The organism is Thalassobius vesicularis, from assembly GCF_004799325.1.
GTDB lineage: Bacteria > Pseudomonadota > Alphaproteobacteria > Rhodobacterales > Rhodobacteraceae > Thalassobius > Thalassobius vesicularis.
Genome location: NZ_SSMD01000001.1, coordinates 300,894 through 320,344 on the forward strand (window position 1 = coordinate 300,894; position 19,451 = coordinate 320,344).

General features: G+C 63.7%; 19 protein-coding genes. 5 read left to right on the top strand and 14 right to left on the bottom strand.

What is annotated here, in order from left to right:
* Positions 1-6 precede the first annotated feature (6 nt).
* The 8 genes from boxA to E7681_RS01555 form a co-directional block, all read right to left on the bottom strand.
* The gene (boxA, locus tag E7681_RS01525; protein ID WP_136337494.1) at positions 7-1,197 is read right to left on the bottom strand and encodes a benzoyl-CoA 2,3-epoxidase subunit BoxA; all 1,191 of its coding nucleotides are present in this window, start codon (positions 1,195-1,197) and stop codon (positions 7-9) included.
* A gap of 46 nt (positions 1,198-1,243) precedes the next feature.
* Positions 1,244-1,408, bottom strand: a complete 165-nt coding sequence (locus tag E7681_RS18760; protein ID WP_168733130.1) for a hypothetical protein — start codon at positions 1,406-1,408, stop codon at positions 1,244-1,246.
* A 66-nt stretch (positions 1,409-1,474) separates the two neighbouring features.
* The gene (gene boxB, locus E7681_RS01530; protein WP_136337495.1) at positions 1,475-2,926 is read right to left on the bottom strand and encodes a benzoyl-CoA 2,3-epoxidase subunit BoxB; all 1,452 of its coding nucleotides are present in this window, start codon (positions 2,924-2,926) and stop codon (positions 1,475-1,477) included.
* A gap of 84 nt (positions 2,927-3,010) precedes the next feature.
* Positions 3,011-4,666 (bottom strand): 2,3-epoxybenzoyl-CoA dihydrolase, encoded by a 1,656-nt coding sequence (boxC, locus tag E7681_RS01535; RefSeq protein ID WP_136337496.1) that lies wholly within the window; start codon positions 4,664-4,666, stop codon positions 3,011-3,013.
* A gap of 165 nt (positions 4,667-4,831) precedes the next feature.
* Positions 4,832-5,278, bottom strand: a complete 447-nt coding sequence (locus E7681_RS01540; RefSeq protein ID WP_136337497.1) for a DUF309 domain-containing protein — start codon at positions 5,276-5,278, stop codon at positions 4,832-4,834.
* Positions 5,279-5,281: 3 nt separating this feature from the next.
* Positions 5,282-6,100, bottom strand: coding sequence for an alpha/beta fold hydrolase (locus E7681_RS01545; protein ID WP_136337498.1), 819 nt, complete (start codon positions 6,098-6,100; stop codon positions 5,282-5,284).
* Positions 6,097-7,638, bottom strand: coding sequence for a benzoate-CoA ligase family protein (locus E7681_RS01550; protein WP_136337499.1), 1,542 nt, complete (start codon positions 7,636-7,638; stop codon positions 6,097-6,099). Before E7681_RS01550 ends, E7681_RS01545 begins: the two co-directional genes overlap by 4 nt.
* Positions 7,639-7,895: 257 nt before the next feature.
* On the bottom strand, positions 7,896-8,942 hold the full coding sequence (locus E7681_RS01555; RefSeq protein WP_136337500.1) for a TRAP transporter substrate-binding protein: 1,047 nt from the start codon (positions 8,940-8,942) through the stop codon (positions 7,896-7,898).
* A gap of 418 nt (positions 8,943-9,360) precedes the next feature.
* On the opposite strand from E7681_RS01555, the gene E7681_RS01560 reads away from it, so the two are divergent.
* Together E7681_RS01560 and E7681_RS01565 are read left to right on the top strand one after the other, a co-directional pair.
* The gene (locus E7681_RS01560; RefSeq protein WP_136337501.1) at positions 9,361-10,359 is read left to right on the top strand and encodes a response regulator; all 999 of its coding nucleotides are present in this window, start codon (positions 9,361-9,363) and stop codon (positions 10,357-10,359) included.
* A 3-nt stretch (positions 10,360-10,362) separates the two neighbouring features.
* Positions 10,363-10,731 (top strand): Hpt domain-containing protein, encoded by a 369-nt coding sequence (locus E7681_RS01565; RefSeq protein WP_136337502.1) that lies wholly within the window; start codon positions 10,363-10,365, stop codon positions 10,729-10,731.
* A 48-nt stretch (positions 10,732-10,779) separates the two neighbouring features.
* On the opposite strand, the gene E7681_RS01570 is transcribed toward E7681_RS01565, so the two are convergent.
* The 6 genes from E7681_RS01570 to E7681_RS01595 form a co-directional block, all read right to left on the bottom strand.
* Positions 10,780-11,160, bottom strand: coding sequence for a response regulator (locus E7681_RS01570; protein ID WP_136337503.1), 381 nt, complete (start codon positions 11,158-11,160; stop codon positions 10,780-10,782).
* A 63-nt stretch (positions 11,161-11,223) separates the two neighbouring features.
* Positions 11,224-12,555, bottom strand: a complete 1,332-nt coding sequence (locus E7681_RS01575; protein ID WP_136337504.1) for a PAS domain-containing sensor histidine kinase — start codon at positions 12,553-12,555, stop codon at positions 11,224-11,226.
* A gap of 231 nt (positions 12,556-12,786) precedes the next feature.
* Positions 12,787-14,058 (bottom strand): TRAP transporter large permease, encoded by a 1,272-nt coding sequence (locus tag E7681_RS01580; protein ID WP_136337505.1) that lies wholly within the window; start codon positions 14,056-14,058, stop codon positions 12,787-12,789.
* Complete coding sequence (locus E7681_RS01585) at positions 14,058-14,621, bottom strand: TRAP transporter small permease (RefSeq protein WP_136337506.1); 564 nt, start codon at positions 14,619-14,621, stop codon at positions 14,058-14,060. Before E7681_RS01585 ends, E7681_RS01580 begins: the two co-directional genes overlap by 1 nt.
* 55 nt (positions 14,622-14,676) lie before the next feature.
* The gene (locus tag E7681_RS01590) at positions 14,677-15,672 is read right to left on the bottom strand and encodes a TRAP transporter substrate-binding protein (RefSeq protein ID WP_168733131.1); all 996 of its coding nucleotides are present in this window, start codon (positions 15,670-15,672) and stop codon (positions 14,677-14,679) included.
* 34 nt (positions 15,673-15,706) lie between these two features.
* Complete coding sequence (locus E7681_RS01595) at positions 15,707-16,609, bottom strand: cupin domain-containing protein (protein WP_136337508.1); 903 nt, start codon at positions 16,607-16,609, stop codon at positions 15,707-15,709.
* Between the two features lie 194 nt (positions 16,610-16,803).
* Here E7681_RS01595 and E7681_RS01600 point away from each other — a divergent pair, with 194 nt between their 5' ends.
* The 3 genes from E7681_RS01600 to E7681_RS01610 all read left to right on the top strand — a co-directional run bounded on the left by E7681_RS01600 (position 16,804) and on the right by E7681_RS01610 (position 19,413).
* A complete protein-coding gene (locus E7681_RS01600; protein ID WP_136337509.1) occupies positions 16,804-17,583 on the top strand; it encodes an IclR family transcriptional regulator in 780 nt (259 codons plus the stop codon).
* Between the two features lie 170 nt (positions 17,584-17,753).
* Positions 17,754-18,659: a DUF6282 family protein gene (locus tag E7681_RS01605; RefSeq protein ID WP_136337510.1), complete on the top strand. Its 906-nt coding sequence runs from the start codon at positions 17,754-17,756 to the stop codon at positions 18,657-18,659.
* Between the two features lies 1 nt (position 18,660).
* Positions 18,661-19,413 carry an HpcH/HpaI aldolase family protein gene (locus E7681_RS01610; protein ID WP_136337511.1) on the top strand — a complete coding sequence of 251 codons (753 nt, stop codon included), beginning with the start codon at positions 18,661-18,663 and terminating at the stop codon, positions 19,411-19,413.
* The last annotated feature ends 38 nt before the right edge of the window (positions 19,414-19,451 follow it).

A 19,451-nucleotide genomic window follows, 5' to 3' on the forward strand; every position in this document is an offset into this window, starting at 1 on the left:
CCGGCCTCAGTAGGTTTCGACGTGATAGCGGCCTTCTTCGCGCATCGTGTCGCGCAGGGCAACCCATTGCACGCCGATGCTTTCGGCGATGTTGGTCAGGGCCTTGCCGACGCCTTCTTCCATCCCGCGCAGACCGCAGATGTAGATATGGGTGTTCGGATCGCCCAGCATCTCGGCCACGGCGTCCTGTTCGACCATCATCCGATCCTGCACGTATTCCTTGGGCTGATCCGGCAGGCGCGAGAACACCATGTGGGTTTTCAGCAGCCCCTCGGGCACCTTTTTCAGCGGGCCGAAATAGGGCAGCGTGTCCGCCGAGCGGGCCCCGAAGAACATGGTCATGCCGCCGGATTTGGCGCCCACGGTGCGCTGACGGCGCATGGTGAAGGCCCGCATCGGGGCCGAGCCGGTGCCGGTGCAGATCATCAGCAGGCGGGCCTGCGGGTCGTCGGGCAGCAGGAAGGTCGCGCCGAACGGGCCGGTGACCTTGACCTTGTCGCCCGGTTTCAGGTCGCAGACGTAGTTCGAGCAGATGCCGTGCTCTTCGCGCTTCACGGTCAGCGAGACGTTGCCGTAGTTCGGACGCTCGCCGTCACGCGGGCTGGAGACGGAGTAGAGGCGCGGCAGGTGCGGCTGGCCCTTGTCGTCGGTGCCGGGGGCCATGATGCCGATGCTTTGCCCCTCCAGAACGGGGAACGGCTTGCCGTCGAACGCCAGGATGATGTGGCGGATGTCGCTGTCGGACCCGTCGGCGGTCAGGCGGTAGTTGCCCTGAACGGTCGCCTCGATCGGGTTGGCGAGGTTGTACATGTTCACCGTCGGCTTGGCGGCGGATGCGGGCGCCTTGGCCTTGCCACCGGCACCGGCATGCGCCTCGGCCAGAAGGGCGGCCATCGCGGCGTCCAACGCCTCCATACCACCGGCGGCTTCGTTCTGGGTGATCTCGGCCTGCGCGGGCAGTTCTTCCCATCCGAATTGTTCGTCCACCGAGTAGGGCTGGGTCACGACGCGCCATTCGTCGATCGAGCCGGTCGGGCACACGGGGATGCAGGCCATGCAGTAGTCGCATTTGTCGGCATCGACGACGACGTTGTTGTCGTCATGCACGATGGCCTCGATCGGGCAGGTCATTTCACAGGTGTAGCAGCGGATGCAGATCTCGGGGTCGATGAGATGCTGCTTGATGGGCGTATTCATGTTCTTCAGTCCGTGTTCGCGCGGGCAGGTTGGCGATCTGGCGGGGTTAACCGCGGTTCAGGATCGCCTCGGGGAAGGTGATGACCTCGATCAGAGCCTGGCACAGACCACGGCAGTTCGTACAGCCCACACAGCTGCCGCCAAGTGCGCTGACGGTGGGACCGATCGCGGCGGTGCGGGGTGCGTTTGCAATCTGACGTTCGACTTTCATGTTCTCCTCCCAAAGCTCATGTGCTTGCGGGCCGGGGCGATCGGGCCGCCCCGGCCGTGTTTTCGCTTACGCCATGTGGAGTTTGACGTATTCGAAATCACCCGGCTTGTTGTCGATGCCGACCTTCGGCGGGCAGATCCAGCCGGCGTATTTGCCGGGCTCGGTGACGGGCTTCATCAGCGACTGGATGAAGTCGCCATCGGCCTTGGTCGGCAGCCATTCGTTGACCTTTGCGTCATACTCGGCGCCGGTCAGCAGGTTGCCTTCGGGGTCGAAGTTGTGGCCGGCAAAGACGCCGATCTGACGGTGGAAGCTTTCGTGCGGCAGCTTCATTTCGAACTCGATCCCGGCTTTCTCGATGATCTTGTTCCAGCGGCCCACGCCACCGGCGGCATCGCGCGAGTAGTCGTCGCGCAGGCGCATGTTGATCGCGGTCAGGGCGGGCACCTCGTGGCGGACCAGCTTGCCATCGACCATGTCCCACACCGGGTAGGTGTCGTTGGTCAGCTTGTGGTCGTCGTCGATGCGGTTCTCCATGTAGCGGCCCTTGATGCCCGCGTTGAAGGCGTTGGCCGCGTTGGTCGAGACCTCCTGGCCGAACAGGTCCAGCGACAGGGTGTAGTGCAGGTTCAGCTTTTTCTGGATGGTCGGCAGGTCGATGACACCCAGATCGCGGATCTTGTTGATGTCATAGGGATCGGTGATGCCGTTTTCGTTCATGACCTGGCAGGTCCGCTCGATCGTGCGGCCCACGCCGGTTTCGCCCACGAACATGTGGTGCGCTTCTTCGGTCAGCATGAAGCGGCAGGTGCGCGACAGCGGGTCGAAACCCGACTGAGCCAAGCTCTCCAGCTGCATCTTGCCGTCACGGTCGGTGAAGTAGGTGAACATGAAGAAGGACAGCCAGTCCGGGGTTTCCTCGTTGAAGGCGCCCAGCATACGCGGTGCTTCCTCGGAGCCCGACTGACGGCGCAGCAGATCGTCTGCTTCTTCGCGGCCATCGGCGCCGAAGTATTTGTGCAGCAGGTAGACCATCGCCCACAGGTGGCGGCCTTCCTCGACGTTGACCTGGAACAGGTTGCGCATGTCATAAAGCGACGGCGCGGTCAGACCCAGGAAACGCTGCTGCTCGACCGAGGCCGGCTCGGTGTCGCCCTGGATGACGATCAGGCGCTTCATCAGGTTGCGGTATTCACCGGGGACTTCCTGCCATGCGGGCTGACCGGCATGTTCGCCGCAGGGAATGGTGCGGCCTTCGACCTGCGGGGCCAGCAGAACGCCCCAGCGGTATTCCGGCATCTTCACATAGTCGAATTTCGCCCAGCCCTTGGGGTCCACGGACACGGCGGTACGCAGGTAGACCAGCGACTGCTGGAAGTTCTGCGGGATCAGGTCCGACCACCAGTTGATGTAACCGGGGTGCCATTTTTCCAGCGCCTTCAGGACGCGCTTGTCCGAGGACAGGCCCACGTTGTTCGGAATTTGGGTGTCATAGCTGACGTTGATCAAATCGAGCATTTTTCTCTCCCTAGGGCCGTGCCGGACCAACTGTTCGACCGGACGGCAATAATTTGGGGTGGGCACCATAGCCCACCCCGATCATCACACACGTTGCATGTTGTAATCGCCGCGCACGCCGGTGCCGTACCGCTGCAGGGCGCCGTCCTTGCCGACCGCGTTGGGGCGCTGGAAGATCCAGTTCTGCCAGGCGGTCAGGCGGCCGAAGATGCGGGTTTCCATGGTTTCCGGGCCAGCGAAACGCAGGTTCGCCTCCATGCCGGTCATCGCGTCGGGGCTGAAGCTGGCGCGCTCTTCCATGAAGATGCGGATTTCGTCTTCCCAGTCGATGTCGTCATAGATGTAGGTGACCAGTCCCAGTTCGTTGGCTTGATCGGCCTCGATCTCTTCGCCGATATGGGATTTCAGCGTGTCGACCTGCTCGGGCGTGCCCAGGAAACGGGTTTCCAGGCGGGTCAGGTCGTTGCCCATCGGGTAGGTGCCGAAGTTGCTGTCCGACATGACGATCTTGGCCATCGGGCGGTTGTCGCCTTCGAACTCGTCTTCCATCATGTAGGTGCGGTCGACGGCCCAGAGCAGCTCGGCCAGGACACCGACGAAGCACGAGCCGTGCTCGACCAGGGCCACCAGCGAGCGCGAGGTCACGTCGACCCGCTTCAGGACGCGCTTCCAGTACTGGGTGATCTCGTGGGCCAGCCAGTTGTCGTCGTTGTCCAGCAGGATCTTTTCGTTGGCCAGCACCGCGTCGGCGTCGCCCTGGCTGCGGATGACCCACAGGCCCAGCTCTTTTTCGTTGTTGCGCAGGTGCAGGATCGCGTCGTCGAATTCACGCGCCAGACGCAGCAGGTAGGACTGATCGCCCAGAGCCATCACTTCGTCCATCGAGGCGGGCACAGCGGCGTCGGGGCCGTTCAGGGTGATGGTCGCCTTGCGGGCGGCGCGGTCCAGTTCGACCTCGACCAGCGAGTAGCTGATGGCGTTTTCGCTGAAGGTACGCTGGATCGGGCCCAGGGTGATACCCTTGGTGGCCTTGGTCGGGGTGGCGTCGGCGAATTCCTTGGCGCGGGCGGCGACGGTTTCGTCGAACTTCGAGTTCGGCACGACCTCGTCCACCAGTTTCCAGTCTTTCGCACGCTTGCCGCGCACGCCTTCTTCCATTGCGCAGAACACGTCGGCCAGATCGCGGCGGACCTTGCGCTTGTCGGTGACGCGGGTCAGGCCACCGGTGCCGGGCAGCACGGCCAGCAGCGGCACTTCGGGCAGCGCCACGGCCGAGGAGCTGTCGTCGGTCAGGATGATGTGGTTGCAGGCCAGCGCCAGCTCATAGCCGCCACCTGCGCAGGAGCCTTTGACGGCCGCGACGTATTTCTGGCCCGAGTCTTTCTCGGCGGCCTCGAAGGTGTTGCGGGTCTCGTTGGTGAATTTGCAGAAGTTCACCTTGTGGGCGTGCTCGGCGCCGCCCAGCATGCGGATGTTCGCACCGGCACAGAACACCTTGTCCTTGCCCGACTGCATCACCACGACTTTGACTTCGGGATGCTCGAAGCGCATGCGCTGGACCACGTCGGCCAGCTCGATATCAACACCCAGATCGTAGGAGTTAAGCTTCAGCTGGTAGCCATCGAACAGGCCCCCGTTTTCATCCACGTCCATTACGAGGCGTGCAACGTCGCCTTCGTATTGCACTTTCCAGTGGCGGTACTTAGACGGGTCCGTCTGAAAGTCGATCACTTTGGTCACGTCGGCGTCTCCTCATAACCTATTCGCGTTTTTCTGCACTATAATGCGCCAAACCCCCTCTGGGAAGCCCTTTATGCGCTATAGTGACAAATCTTTCGTCATTTCTGGGCTGGTTTGGCGCTGATTGCGCAAATCGCCCGGCTCATTTGTGCATTATCATGCACCTCAATGCCGATCCGGCGAGTCCCGCCGAATCTGATTCTCCAGCGCGTGGATCGCGTCACGCAGGTCTTCCAGCGGCTGGCCCATGACCGGGCCTTGGCCCAGGTGGTCCAGATGGCCGGCCACGATGCGGCACAGGCGCAGGACCGCGCGGGGGCGGCCCATCTCTCGTTTCAGGCAGGCATTGGCCAGCTGGATCAGCGCCTGCACCATCTCGCGCTCGCGCGAGCCGCGGGGCAGCGCCAGCCAGATCGGCTCCAGCACCTCGTGGGCCTCCCAGTAGAAACCGTCCTCCAGATAGGCCAAACCGGCAGCCCAGGCGGGCGTGGCGGCAAGCTCTGCCGGCGAGGCGCCCTGCCGCGCGGTGGCGCGGATCGCGTCGAACTGTCCCTCGGGGTGGCGCGGAGTCCGGCCGGGCACGTAGGGATATGCCGGATAGGTCAGCTGCATCCGTCAGACCCCTTCCGGCTGCGCGGCTTCGATCCGGGCCAGACGGGCGGTGAATTCGGCCACGACGGCCAGCACCTTGTCGGTCTGATCGAATTGCGGGGCGTGGCCGCAGGCGTCCAGCACCTCGACATCCACGGGGGCGTAGGAACGGTTGGCGATCTCGTCGATCTGCGCGAGCGAGCCGTATTCGTCGTCACGGCCCTGAATGGCAAGGGTCGGCACGCGCAGATAGTCGATCACGTCGGCCACATTCCACGACTGGAACTTGGGGTTCAGCCAGGAATTGTTCCAACCGCGAAAGGCGTTGTCGGGGTTGCGGTGATACTTGCCCAGCTTGGCCTTCAGATCGCCGGTGTCGTAGACCTCTTTCGCCTTGGCGATCGAGGCCAAGCCCATCGGTTCAGTGAAATAGTGCGGGGCCATCACGACCAGCCCGCGCACGCGCATATCCGACACGCCGCCGCAATAGATGCTGGCGATGGTCGCGCCGTCTGAATGGCCCATCAGCACGCCCGAGCGGAACCCGATCGCGTCCAGCACATGCGGCAGGACGTCGACGGCCTCGTCGGTCATATAGTGCACAGGCCAGGGCAGCGGCTTGCCGTCCGACTGGCCATAGCCCGCGCGGGAATAGGCCAGCACGCCCCAGCCCGTCGCCGCGGCCAGTTTCGCCGGGAAATCGCGCCACAGGGCGACGCAACCCAGCCCTTCGTGCAGCAGAACGATGGTGGGGGCCTGATCGGGCGCGGGGCCCCAGCAGGCATATTCCAGCTTTACACCATTGGCGTCTAGAAAGCCGTTACCGGCGGACCAGTCCATCATGCGCCCTCACGCAGTTTGAATCGCTGGATCTTGCCCGTTGCGGTTTTCGGCAGGTCTTTGACCACCTCGACCCAGCGCGGGTATTTCCATTTGCCGATCTTCTGTTTGACGAACTCTTTCAGCTCGTCCAGCTCGCTCTCTCCGTGGCCGGGTTTCAGGACGACGAAGGCCTTGGGTTTTTCCAGCCCTTCCTCGTCGCGCCACGCCACCACGGCAGCCTCCAGCACGGCAGGATAGGCGATCAGGGCTTGTTCAACCTCGAACGGCGAGACCCAGATGCCCGAGACCTTGAACATGTCGTCGGTGCGGCCGCAGTAGATGAAGCGGCCCGTTTCGGTGCGTTCGTATTTGTCGCCGGTGCGGGTCCAGTGGCCCTCGAAGGTCGAGCGCGACTTGCCCCGGTTGTTCCAGTAGCCATCGGCCGCCGAGGGGCCGCTGACCAGCAATTCACCGACGCCGCCGGGGCCGACATCGGCACCGTCTTCGTCAACAAGGCGAACGTCGTAGCCCGGAACCGGCAAACCCGAGGTGCCATAGATCACATCACCCGGACGGTTGGACAGGAAGATGTGCAGCATCTCGGTCGAGCCGACGCCGTCCAGAATATCGACGCCCCAGCGGGCGAACCATTTCTTGCCGATCTCCTCGGGCAGCGCCTCGCCAGCGGAAATGCAGGTGCGCAGCTTGGTGTCGGGCAGGGCTTTGCCGTCCTCCCAATAATGCACCATGGCGGCGTAAAGCGTTGGGACGCCACAGAAAATCGTGGGCTTGTGGATGTCCATGATCTCGGCCGCGACGTCCGGCGTGGGACGGCCCGAGAACAGGATCGCCGTCGCGCCGACCGACATCGGGAAGGTCATGCCGTTGCCAAGGCCGTAAGCGAAGAACAGCTTTGCGACCGAATAGACGACGTCATCCTCGCGGATGCCCAGCACATGCGCGCCGTAGGTGTCGGCGGTGGCGCAGAGGCTGCCGTGGACGTGCTTCACGCCCTTCGGCTGGCCGGTCGAGCCGGAGGAGTAGAGCCAGAAGGCGATCTCATCCTCGGAGGTTTCGACGGTCTGCGCGGGCTCGGCCCCCTGCATGAAGGCGTCATAGGTGATCGCGCCCTGCGGCGCGTCGTCGGCGATGATGATGACCTCGCGCAGGAACGGGTTGTCCTGCAGCGCGGGGGCGACGACCGGGTAAAGCGACTCGGACACGAACAGGGCGACGGCGCGGCTGTCGCGCAGGATCACGTCATAGACCGACGCGGCCAGCAGGGTGTTCAGCGGAATGGGGATGACCCCGGCCTTTAGCGCGCCCCAGAACAGCACGGGCATTTCCTGCTGGTCCAGCACCAGCAGCGCCACGCGTTCTTCGCGGTTGATACCCACCTTGCGAAAGGCCGCAGCGGCGCGGGCGGTCTGGTCGGCCAGCTGGGCATAGGTGATGTCACGCTGTTTGCCATCGGCCTCGCGGAAGGCCAGCTTATCACCGCGCCCCTCCGATACATGCCGATCCACGAAATGGGTCGCGGCGTTCTTGCAATCCGTCATAAGGCTCCTCCCTTTGCCCGGGAGGGTGCAAGACATTCCCGGGCGCCTTGTCCTGTGCCGGCGATGTCGATGCCTGGCTGGGGTCCTCCTCCCTGCCGGTGGAATCGACGCGTCGCACGGCTGCGCGAGTCATATGCTCTATAATGCACTATTTCGCATCACTCGCAAGCATCAGATCGGCATTTGTGCACTTTTTCGCATAAACGAAAAAGGGGCCGCGGTGTTGCCACCACGACCCCTCCACGGGAGCGTTCAGATCACTTCGTATATTGAGCGATCAAAGCGCTGGCTTCGTCGATCAGAGCCTGACCGTCGATTCCCTTGCCCTTCACGTCTGCGATCCATTCGTCGTAGACGGGCTGAGCGGCTTTCTTCCACTCTGCGGTTTCTTCGGCCGACAGGGTGATGATGTTGTTGCCCAGTTCCACGGCCTTCTGGCGCGCGGGACCATCGGCATCCGCCTGGGTGCCACCTGCGAACACCGAGAATTCTTCGCCGGAGTTGGCGTCGATCACGGCCTTCAGGTCATCGGGCAGGCTGTTGTACTTGTCCTTGTTCATCGCCAGAACGAAGGTGATGGTGTACAGCGCCTTGCCGGTGAATTCGGTGTGGTTCTTCACCAGTTCGGGCACTTTCAGCGCGGCGGTCACTTCCCACGGAATGGTGGTGCCGTCGATCACGCCCTTGGACAGCGCCTCGGACACGGCCGGAACGGGCATCCCGACGGGGGTTGCACCCAGCACGGTCAGCAGCGAGTTCACGGGGCGCGAGCCGCCGCGGATCTTCATGCCGTTCATGTCTTCGGGCTTATGCACCGGCTTGTTGGTGTGGATCATGCCGGGGCCGTGGACCCAGGCGCCCAGGATGTGGACGTCCTTGAATTCGGTGTCTTTCCAGTGCTTGTCGAACATCTGCCAATAGGCGCGCGACACGGCACGGGCATCGGTCATCATGAAGGGCAGCTCGAACACCTCGGTCGAGGGGAAACGGCCCGGGGTGTAGCCGACCACGGTCCAGACGATGTCGGCGACGCCGTCAATGGCCTGGTCCATCAGCTCTGGCGGCTTGCCGCCCAGCTGCATCGAGGGATAACGCTCGACCTTGATGCGGCCCTTGGAGTCAGCCTCGACCTTGTCGGCCCAGACATCCAGCACCAGCTTGGGCACGTTGGCCTGAGCGGGCAGGAACTGGTGCAGCTTCAGGGTGACTTCTTGTGCCATAGCCGGAGCGGCGGTGAAGGCCGTGGCCAGCGCGGCGAAAGCCGCCCCACCCAGCACGCCCAGAATGGTTCTGCGGTTCGTCATGTATCTCCTCCCATGCGCCGAGTTTTCGGCATTATAGTGCCTAAATCTATGCACATGGTGCACCATATTGCTAGAAGAATCTGCGCCCTTTTGCGTGATTTTGGCAGGTTTTCGGCGGAATTCGGGACTGGCGTCCGCGCCACCGCGTTACGGGCCCACGACCGGCGGGCGAATGTGGCACCGATTCGACGGGCGGGACTCTGGCGCCTTGGGCGGCACTGTCGAAAGCACGGAAACAACGGGTCAGTCTGCCCCAAAACCGTTTCCGAAACTGCCCAGATACGGACGCAACCTATCACTGTATTGCCCCCTGCCCTGCCCAAATTCGCCACATTTAGAGTCAAATCTGAACAGGAGAAAAAATCCGTCCCAGGCCCTGGAAACGCCATGTGGACGCGGTCGATTTGGGTGAGATGAAATGAAGATACTGGCAGTTGACGACGATCCAATGGTGCTGGACCTGCTGCAGGGCGCATTGCCCAAAGCGGGGTTCCCGGACATCACCACCGCCGCCTCGGCCGCCGAGGCGATGGACCTGATCCAGACCGCGGACAAGCCCTTTGACTGCTTCCTGCTGGACATCCAGATGCCGCAGATGTCGGGCATCGAGCTGTGCGACTGGATCCGTTACATCCCCGAATATTCCGAAGTGCCGATCCTGATGGTCACGGCCATGTCGGACAAGGTGTTCATCAACCAGGCGTTCGCCGCCGGTGCCTCGGACTATGTGACCAAGCCGTTCGACCCGCTGGAGCTGACCACGCGGATGCGTGTCGCCGAACGCCTGAACCAGAAAAGCCGCGACGCCCGCCAGAACGGCGAGATGGTACAGGCGCTGCTGAACGACAACTTCCGTGGGCCGAAGTTCAACTTCGACACCGCCTTTACGGTGCGCGATGTGGCCGGCGTGATCGACCGCGTGGCGCTGGAGAACTTCCTGCTGCAGTTGGGCCGCGGCGGCATGTTCGCCACCAACGTCTTTGCGTTCCAGATGGTCAACGCGCGCGAGCTGTACGACAGCTGCACCCCCGAAGAGTATTTCTATACGGTGACGGACGTGGCCGAGGCGATCTCGGACAGCCTGAGCTATGGTGAAAGCTTTGTCGCCCATGCCGGGCGGGGCGCGTTTGTCTGCGTCTGCCACGGGCGCGACCAGATCGATGCCGAAGAGCTGCAGATCTCGGTTCAGCAGGCCATCGACAAGATGGAGCTGGCCTATGACGACTGGCGCGAAATGGACGTGCAGGTCACGATCAGCCCGGTTCAGCGGATGGGTCTGCGCTCGGGTCGGTCGGCGATCGACGCGATGGACGCCGCGCTGGACAAGGCGCGCAAGGCGGCCAGCGAGGCCGTGCACACCAGCGAATATGCTGGCTGGAAGCGCGACCTGATCAAAGCCTTCGCCTGGGCGGGCTAAGCCATGGCCGCCGACGCAATCCAGGCGGCCCGTGCCGCCGCCCATGCCGAGCTGTTCGCCGCCAAACTGGCCGAGATGCGCCCGCGTTTCGCGGCCACCTTGGTCGAACGGCTGGACCACATGGAAGAGATGCGCGACAGCCCCACGCTGGAGACCAATCCGGCCGAAGCGATGGAGCTGTTCAAGCACTACGCCCACAAGACCGCCGGCATGGCCGCGACGATGGGGTTCCCGGAACTGGGCGAGCTGAGCTTTGCCGCGGAGGCCGCCGTGAACAGTTTCCTGCGCCGGGAAAGCGGCATCGGCCCCGCGCTGGACGCGGTGGATGACATGCTGGGCGAGATGGCCCTGATCGTCGAAAACAACACCTGACAGCGACAGGTATTCAGACAAAAGGCCCCCACGGGGGCCTTTTTGCTGTCAGCGGGAGGCCCAGAAATCCTTGATCCGGTCGGCCAGGGTCATCGCATCGAAGGGTTTGACGATCACCGCGTCGCCGCCCTGTTTCAGCAGCGCCGAATGTTCCGAGCTTTGCGCGCGGGCGGTCATGAAGATCGCGGGGATGTCGGCCATTCCGGGCAGAGCGCGCAGCGCGTTCAGCGTTTCGATCCCGTCCATGTCGGGCATCGACATGTCCAGCAGGAACAGATCCGGCGCGATTTCGGGGGCGCTGGCGATGGCCTCGGTCCCGGATTCGCACTGCACGACCTCTAGCCCACCAATGACGTTCAGCGCCAGCCGCGCGATTTCGCGGATGTCAGCGTCGTCCTCGACATGCAGGATTTTCGGCAGTTCCGGCATGGTGCCCTCTTATTCTGTTGCGACACGCCACGCCCCGAACGGAACCCGAAAGGGGGCGCGAAATCAGGCCGCGACCTCGTCCAGCGAACCCATCTTGGGGATGTCAAAATAGAAAACCGCCCCGTCGCCAGCTTCGGAATCGAACCCGATAGACCCGCTATGCGCTTCGACGATGCGTTTTGCAATGCTCAGACCCAGACCGGTGCTTGCGACTTTACGTTGCACCTGGGGGCCTTGCTGATAAGGCTCGAACAAGGAATTCCGGAGCTTTTCGGGAATGCCAGGGCCATGATCGACGACCTCAACGCGAATATGCCGGTCCATGTCGCGGGCCAGGATGACCACCTCGTCACGCGGGGCGGAGTGCTTGATCGCGTTGGACAAAAGGTTCGCCAGAACCTGCATCAGACGGGTGCGGTCGGCCAGAACCATGCCGCCATCGGCCAGCTCTGCGGTGACGCGGACCGAGACGTCGAATTGGCGGGCATAGCCCTGGATATCCTGCGCGCCGTCACGAACGAGCGAGGACAGCGAGACCGGTTCGAAGTCGCAGCGCATCTGGCCAGCGTCCATCTTTTGCAGGTCCAGAATGTCGTTGGTCAGCCGCAACAGGCGGTCAACATTGCGCTGCGCGACGCCAAGGGTGGCAGCGGCGCCGCCCGACAGCTCGCCCATCTTGCCCGAGGCGATCAGCTCGACCGCGCCCTTGATCGAGGTCAGCGGGGTGCGCATCTCGTGGCTGAGGGTGGCGACGTAATCGGATTGGGCGCGGGCCTCGTTCACGCGACCCGAGATGTCGCGCAGAATGGCCATGAAATAGACCTTGTCCTTGTCCTCGCGGATCAGTTTCATGGTCAGCTCGCAGGGGGCATCCGCGGCGTTCAGTTCGAACACGATCGAGTCCAGGCTGGAGCGCATCAGGTTGCGGGCGGCCTCGACGATGATCTGCCGGTTGGTGGCGGGCAGGATGTCGGGGAAACGCACCTTGTCCTTGCTGAGCCCCAGATCCGCGACGCGCTTTTGCGCCTTGGCGTTCATGAAGGACACGCTGAAATCGTTGGGCGAAAAGACGAACACCTCGTCCAGCAGGGCGGTAAAGGCGCCTTGCAACAACCGGGTGGTGCCGCTGGTGGTGGGTTTGGCCGGGGCCTCGGCTGGCGGTTGGGGGTCGGCCAGCAGGGTCATGGTGTCGTTCAGGCGCGGCAGCGGCGGTTGCGCGGGCTGTTTGGCGCCTTCGGCCACAAAGGGGCGCGGCTGCACAAAGGCCCGAACGGCCAGCAGCGCAACGATCAGCAGAAGCAGGCTGTTGAACGGGGTCAGCCCCATCGGCAGAGACGCCGCGGCACGCACCGCACCCTCTGTCGCTTCAACGTTAATAGCTTCGACGATCGCCATACCCAGCGTCCCCTCCTGTCGGATTCGGGTCCACCCAAACCTGAATCACTCAATACAAACTCTTACCCCCCAAGATGGCGGGCGAGATTGTCGGCATTAGGGTTCGATCTCGGCCATTTTATGGCAAAGGCGAGCGAAATTTTATTCACTCGCCTTAAGGGTTAACAGCCTGTCAAATTTGATTGTTCTTGTTTATTAACAGCAGGTTAACAATTTTCTCCGCGCGCTTTGTCAGAACAGGAACCGGGGGATGAACAGGGTCATCTGGGGGACGAGCGCGATCAGGGTCAGCACGGCCAGACAGATGCCGATCAGGGGCAGCGCCTCGCGGATGACGCGGGTCACGGGTTCGCCCGAGATGGCCGAGGCGATGAACAGCAGGATGCCGACGGGCGGCGTGGCCATGCCGATCACCACGTTCAGAACCACCACCGTGCCGAACTGGACCGAGTCCATGCCGATCATGGCCTGAAACTTCAGCAGGATGGGCATGGTCAAGATCAGGATCGAGATCGGTTCAAGGAACATGCCCAGGATCAGCAGGAAGATGTTCAGCAGCAGCAGGATCATCCACGGGTTATCGGTCAGCGACAGCATCAGGTCGGCGATCAGCTGCGGCACCTGTTCCAGCGTGAAGACGAAGGACACGATGCTGGCCATCGAGGTGATGAACAGGATCGAGGCCGAGACCAGCGCGGTGGCGATCAGCGCGTCCCAGACCCGTTGCAGGGTCAGGTCGCGATAGACGAAGCCGATGATCAGCGCGTAACCGACGGCGACGGCGGCGGCCTCGGTCGGGGTGAAGATGCCGCCCTTGATGCCGACGAGGATAATGAGCGGCAGGATCAGGGCCGGCAGGGTGCGCTTGGTCGCAGCCAGACGTTCGCGGGCACCCATGCGGGGGGTGACGGGAAAGCCGTCGCGCTTAGCCCGCCAGGTGGCGTAGATCAGCAGGCCCACAGCGATACCGATGCCGGGGACAACACCCGCCAGGAACAGCTGGCCGATCGAGGCGCCGGACAGCACGCCGTAGATGATCATGGTGATCGAGGGCGGGATGATCGGCCCCATGACCGAGCTGACGGCGATCAGCGCGGCGGCATAGGCCGGGGGCATCCCCTGCTTGGACATCGAGGGGATCAGGATCGCGCCAAGGGCCGACGCCTCGGCGGTGGCGCTGCCCGAGATACCCGCGAAGAACCCCGAGGACAGGATCGAGACCGAGGACATGCCGCCCCGGCGGTGCCCGACCATGGCGCGGGCGAAGGTGACGATACGCTCGGTCACGCCGCCGACATTCATCAGCGCGCCGGCCAGCAGGAACAGCGGGATGGTCAGCAGCACGAACTGGTCGATGCCGGCGATCATGCGTTGCGGCAGCATCAGCATCATCATGCCGTTGCCCGACAGGTACAGATAGGCGGTGCCCGCGATCCCCAGCGCCAACGCAATCGGAATGCCCGAGGCAAGGAACCCCGCGAACAGGATAAAGAAGGCGCCCATCAGTGGGTCTCCTCGGGTTTGGTGGGGTCGATGTTGTCGCGGAATTGCGGGCCGAAGCGGACGATGAGGTCTGCCAGCACGTGCAGGCCCATCAGGCCCATGCCCACGGTGACCGAGACATAGACCCAGCGGATCGACAGGCCCAGGGCGTGGCCGGTCAGGGCCGTCCAGATGAAATCCAGCGCCGGGATGGTCTGGCGGTCAAAGCGCGAGGCGAAGTCGTAGCCGTACCAGGCGATCACGGTCAGGAAGGCCAGGATCGGCACCGCCATGACGGCCCGCAGCACCCATTTGCCGCGCGGGGAAAGGGCGTCGGGCAGGAAATCCAGCGTGACGAACTCGCCCCGCGAATAGGCTAGGCCCAGTACAAGGAAGGTTTGCCAGATGAGCAGGTAGCGGCACAGCTCCTCGGCCCAGATCAGGCTTTCGCCAAGGACGTAGCGGTAATAGACCTGCGCGACCATGATGACGACGATCAGCGCCATGCTGACCCCGGCCAGAAGGCGGATCACGCGCAGGTATCCCCCGATCAGGCGGGACAGGGCGCCGGTTGGGCTGTTCATCCGAAATATCCCTTCGAAAGATCGGCCGGGCGGGGTTGCCCCCGCCCGACGCGCATCAGCTGGCTTGTGCGGCGGCGACCAGTTCCGCGATCAGCGGATCCTTGGCAGCCCATTCCGAGGTCATGCCTGCCACACGGGCCTTCATGTCGTCCAGATCGGACAGCGCGACGATGTCCACGCCCTTCGACTTGAGGGTTTCGCGGCCTTCGAGGTCCTGGGTCTTGGCATAGGCCAGCGTTTTCGAGACCGAGCGACGGCCCGCCTCGGTAACGGCGGCTTTTTCCTCGTCGTTCAGGGTATCCCAGTAGCGTTGCGACATCAGCGTCGCCATGTGCCACGGGTAATGGCCGGTCAGGGTGAAGTGCTTGCCGACTTCCCACAGGTTTTCGCCCAGCATCGAAGAGACGTTGATCTCGACCGCGTCGATGACGCCGGTTTCAAGCGCGCCGTAGATTTCGCCATACGGCAGGCCGACGGGCGCGGTGCCGACGGTTTCCCAGATCTGCTTGTGCAGGGGGACGGGCACGATGCGGGTTTTCAGACCCGAGAAATCCGGGACCGAGGCAACGGTGTTCTTGACCGACAGGAAGTTGCGCTGACCGGTGTCGGCAGTGGCCAGGCCAATCAGACCGGCGGGGCGCAGGTCGTCCAGGATCTTCTGGCCGGTTTCGCCCAGGGCCAGGGTGCCGAAGTGGTCGTAGTCACGCACCAGGAACGGCATCTGCCAGGCGTTCATGCCCTGACGGCCAGTGACCAGCGGGATCAGCACGCCGGAAACGGCGGTGACATCCATCGTGCCCGCAACGGTGCCTTCCAGCAGCTGCTTGTCGTCGCCCAGTTGGCGGTTCGGGAAGATTTGCACGTTGAAGGCGCCGGGCATCAGCTCTTCCAGGCCCTCGGCGAAGCTGGTCGCCAGGATGTGGCCGGGGTGCACTTCGTTCGCGGCATGGGCGATGCGCATCGTCTTGCCAGCGGCACGCGCAACATGGGGCATGGCCAGAGCAGCGCCAAAGGCGGCGCCGGTTTGCAGCAGGGTACGTCTGTTGATCATTTGGGTCTCCTCCCAAGTTGTTGTCATTGGGCCGTTATTCGGGGATCGGATAATCGGCGGCGTTCAGAACCCAGCCCGGCTTGGCCGAGAAATCATGGCGCGGCGGGCTGAAAATATCGACGAGAACATTGCTGGCCGCGCCGGTGGCGCGGGTCGTGTGGATCACCGGCGGCGGGATCACCAAAAGCGACGGTGCCCCCATTTCGACGGCCTGATCGGCGCGCCAGTCGGCCATGTCGCTGGTCCAGGGCCAACGCAAGTAATGGGTGAACTCGCCGCTCAGGGCGAGAGAGCCCTGCTCGAAGTCGTCGTGGTGATGCGGGGACATCTTGGAGGGGTCGCGCGGGCCGTCGAAGGGCTCCAGCACGTTCACCATCAGGGTCGTGCAGCGGAAGATGCGGCCAAAGCGGCCCGGCTCGGCCGGGACGTCCAGCGAATAGGCGCGAATTTTCCAGCCGCCCACGGGGTCGGGCCAGGGCTGGAACGGCGGGATATGCGTGCGCGGACGGTCATAGCCGGTGGCGTTGCTGCACGCCTGCGCCAGATCGGCGTTCTGGGTCGAGAACATGCGCACCAGAATGCCGCCCTCGGGCAGGGTCACGCTGCTGTCGCCGGGCGGCACGAAGGCGATCGAGTTGCCCGCCACCTGTTGCGACGCGCCGTTCCAGTCGATCACCGCGCCAGCCTTGGGCAGCAACACACAGTATTCGTCGGGCTGCCCCGCACGCGCAAACGTCGCACCGGGTTCGGCCTGCGTATAGGCGATCAGGAAATTGTGGCCGCGCTGCAGCCAGGTATTGCCGCTGGCATCCTGCAGCTGGGGGGCGTCCTCGTAGAACCGCCCCTCTTGTGCGTCGGCGACCAGACCGGTCTGGCCCAGCATCGATCCGGCCTTGGCCGGCGCCAACGAGGCCCTCGGGTCAGATTTGTCGTACATGGGCTCTCCTCCCTGGCGGTATGGCCGCAGATTTCGGCGGCCATTTCACATTTCTCAAGTTTTGTTTCGTATAGCGATACATCGTTCTTTTGTTCGGAACATATTTGCGTAATGGTGGGGCTGTCAAGCATTGCGTTGCCCTTTCGTCAAAGGCACCCTTGCGCGGCGCGGAAAAACCGAAGAGGAAGTCTGTCATGACAGGCGAAACACCCGACAAGACGGATATGATCCAAAGCGTTGCGATGGCGCTGCAGGTCCTGGAGGCATTGGCCCAGGCCGAAGGCGACGTCGGCGTCACCGCCCTGGCCTCGGCGCTTGGCACCACCAAGAGCCGAATTCACCGCCACCTGCGCACGCTGGTGACGTTGGGCTACATCTCGCAATCCGAGGAAACCGAACGCTACCGAATCGGCGCGCGGCTGATCGCGCTGGGGCGTGCGGCGTCCGGCACGGTGGATCTGTCGTGGATCGCGCAACCGCATATGCGCACCCTACGTGACCAGACCGGACAGGCCGTCAGCCTGGGCCAGGTCGAGGATACCGGCATCCGCATCCTGAACACGCTGCACGGCCGGATGCAGATCGAGGTGGGTGTGCGTCCCGGCTCGATCCTGGGCTATTGCAACTCGGCGCAGGGTAAGGTGGCGCTGGCCGCGTTTGCGCCCGACCGTCAGGCCGAGCTGATGGCCATGCCCTGCCCCGCCTCGACCGAGTTCACCATCACCGGACGGGATGAGCTGGCCGCGCATATCGCCGAAGTGGGCGCGCGCGGCTGGGCGACGGCGCCGAACGAAACGATGCTGGGGCTGAACGCGCTGGCCTGTCCGATCTTCAACGCGGACAAAGAGCCGGTGGCCACGATCGCCATCGTCAGCCTGACCCAGTATATCGAAACCCCGCCGCATCCCGACCAGATCGCCGCGGTGAAAGAGGCCGCCGCCCGCATCTCGGCCGAGCTGGGCTATACCGGCTGACACCCCGCCCAAGGCCACACGATTTTCGCACCCCCGACCCCGCGTCGGGGGTGTTTTCGTTTTCTGCGCTCTGGGGGCTTGCAGTTTTTTCGGAACAGTGTTCTTCTTAGCGAAACGCTGGTTCGCAGAACGTAACATGAGATCCGCGCCGCCGGATCGGGAGGAACACCATGGCATCCGAAGACCTGAACGCGCATATCGATGCCCTTTTGCAGGGCGCGGTGGACCCGCATGTGCATAGCGGCCCCTCGATCGCGCCACGTGCGCTGGACCATCTGGAACTGGCCGAGATGCTGTCGGCCGCCGGTTTTTCCGCTGCCGTGACCAAGGATCACGACTATTCCGGGGTCATCACCGCGCGCATGATCCGCGACCACAATCCTGATCTGAAGACCAAGATCTACTCGGGCATCGTGCTGAATAACGTGGTCGGCGGGCTGAACCCGTATGGCGTTGAGCATACCGCCGCGATGGACGGGCGCATCGTGTGGCTGCCGACGCTGGCCGCCGAAAACCACCTGTCGTGGGAGAAAAGCTCGGGCTGGGTGCATCCGGCCTCGACCCAGAAAATCCGGCCTGCAACGGCGGTGCCGCTGTTCGAAGACGGCAAGATGCGCCCCGAGCTGCTGGACATTCTGGACGTGGTCGCGGCAACCGGCATGGCGCTGGCCAGCGGGCATATCCATGTGTCGGAAACCAAAATCGTCTTTGCCGAGGCCCGCAAGCGCGGGGTCGAGCGGCTGATCTTTACCCACCCCGAGGACATCGTCGGTGCCTCGATGGACGACACCAAGGAAATCGCGGACATGGGCGCCTTTGTCGAGCATTCGCTTGCGTTCTTTCTGGAAGGGTCGAAGTTCCGCACCCGCACCTATGACGACCTGCGCGCGTTTATCGATTTGGTCGGCGCGGAACGGACGATCCTGTGCTCGGACCTGGGGCAGGTCGGCACGCTGGACCCGCTGGAAGGGTTCCGCAAGGCAGTCGGCGTCTGTCTGGACATGGGCTATTCCGACGCGCAAATCCACGCGATGGTGGCGACGAACTCGGCCCAGGTCATCGGGCTGGAGGCGTAAGATGGCGCAAGACCTGAGAACGCGCATCCGCCGGGGCGATCTGCTGGTCGGCACCTTCGTCAAGACGCCCTCGCCGCATGTGGTGGAAATTCTGGGCCATGCCGGGCTGGATTTCGCGGTGATCGATCAGGAGCACGCGCCCATCGGAATCGCGCAGATGGACATGCTGGTGTTGGCTGGCCGGGCGGCGGGTCTGCCGCTGCTGTCGCGCCGTTGGGGCGGGGCCAAGGACTGGATCGCGCCGCTGCTGGACCTGGGTCTGGACGGGGTGATGGTGCCGCATGTTCTGGATCCCGATACAGCCGAGGCAGTCTGCGACGCGGTGCGGTTCTCGCGCGGCAAGCGGGGGCTGTCGCCTTCGCCGCGCGCGGGCAATTACGGCGGCATGGGGCTGGCCGAGTACCGCGAAACCAGCGATGCCCGCAGTATCGTGATGCTGCAGATCGAGGATGAATGCGCACTGGATCACCTGGACGCCATCGCCGCACTCTCTGATGTGGACATGCTGTTCGTCGGGCCTGCGGACCTGTCGCAGTCGATGGGCGTGGCCATGCCCTCGCCCGAGCTGGACGCCGCGATCGAGCGCATCATCGCCGCCGGGCGCAAGGCCGGTGTCGCGGTGGGGCTGTTCGTCGGTGACCCGGCCCAGATCGCGGGCTGGCATGCGAAGGGCGTCAGCCTGTTCGTCTGCGGCTCGGATCAGGCGATGCTGCGCAAGGCGGCGTCGCGGATGATGGCCGACCTCGGCGGCTGACAGCCGAGCGCCACCGGCAGCGTCGGAACGTCGCCCCC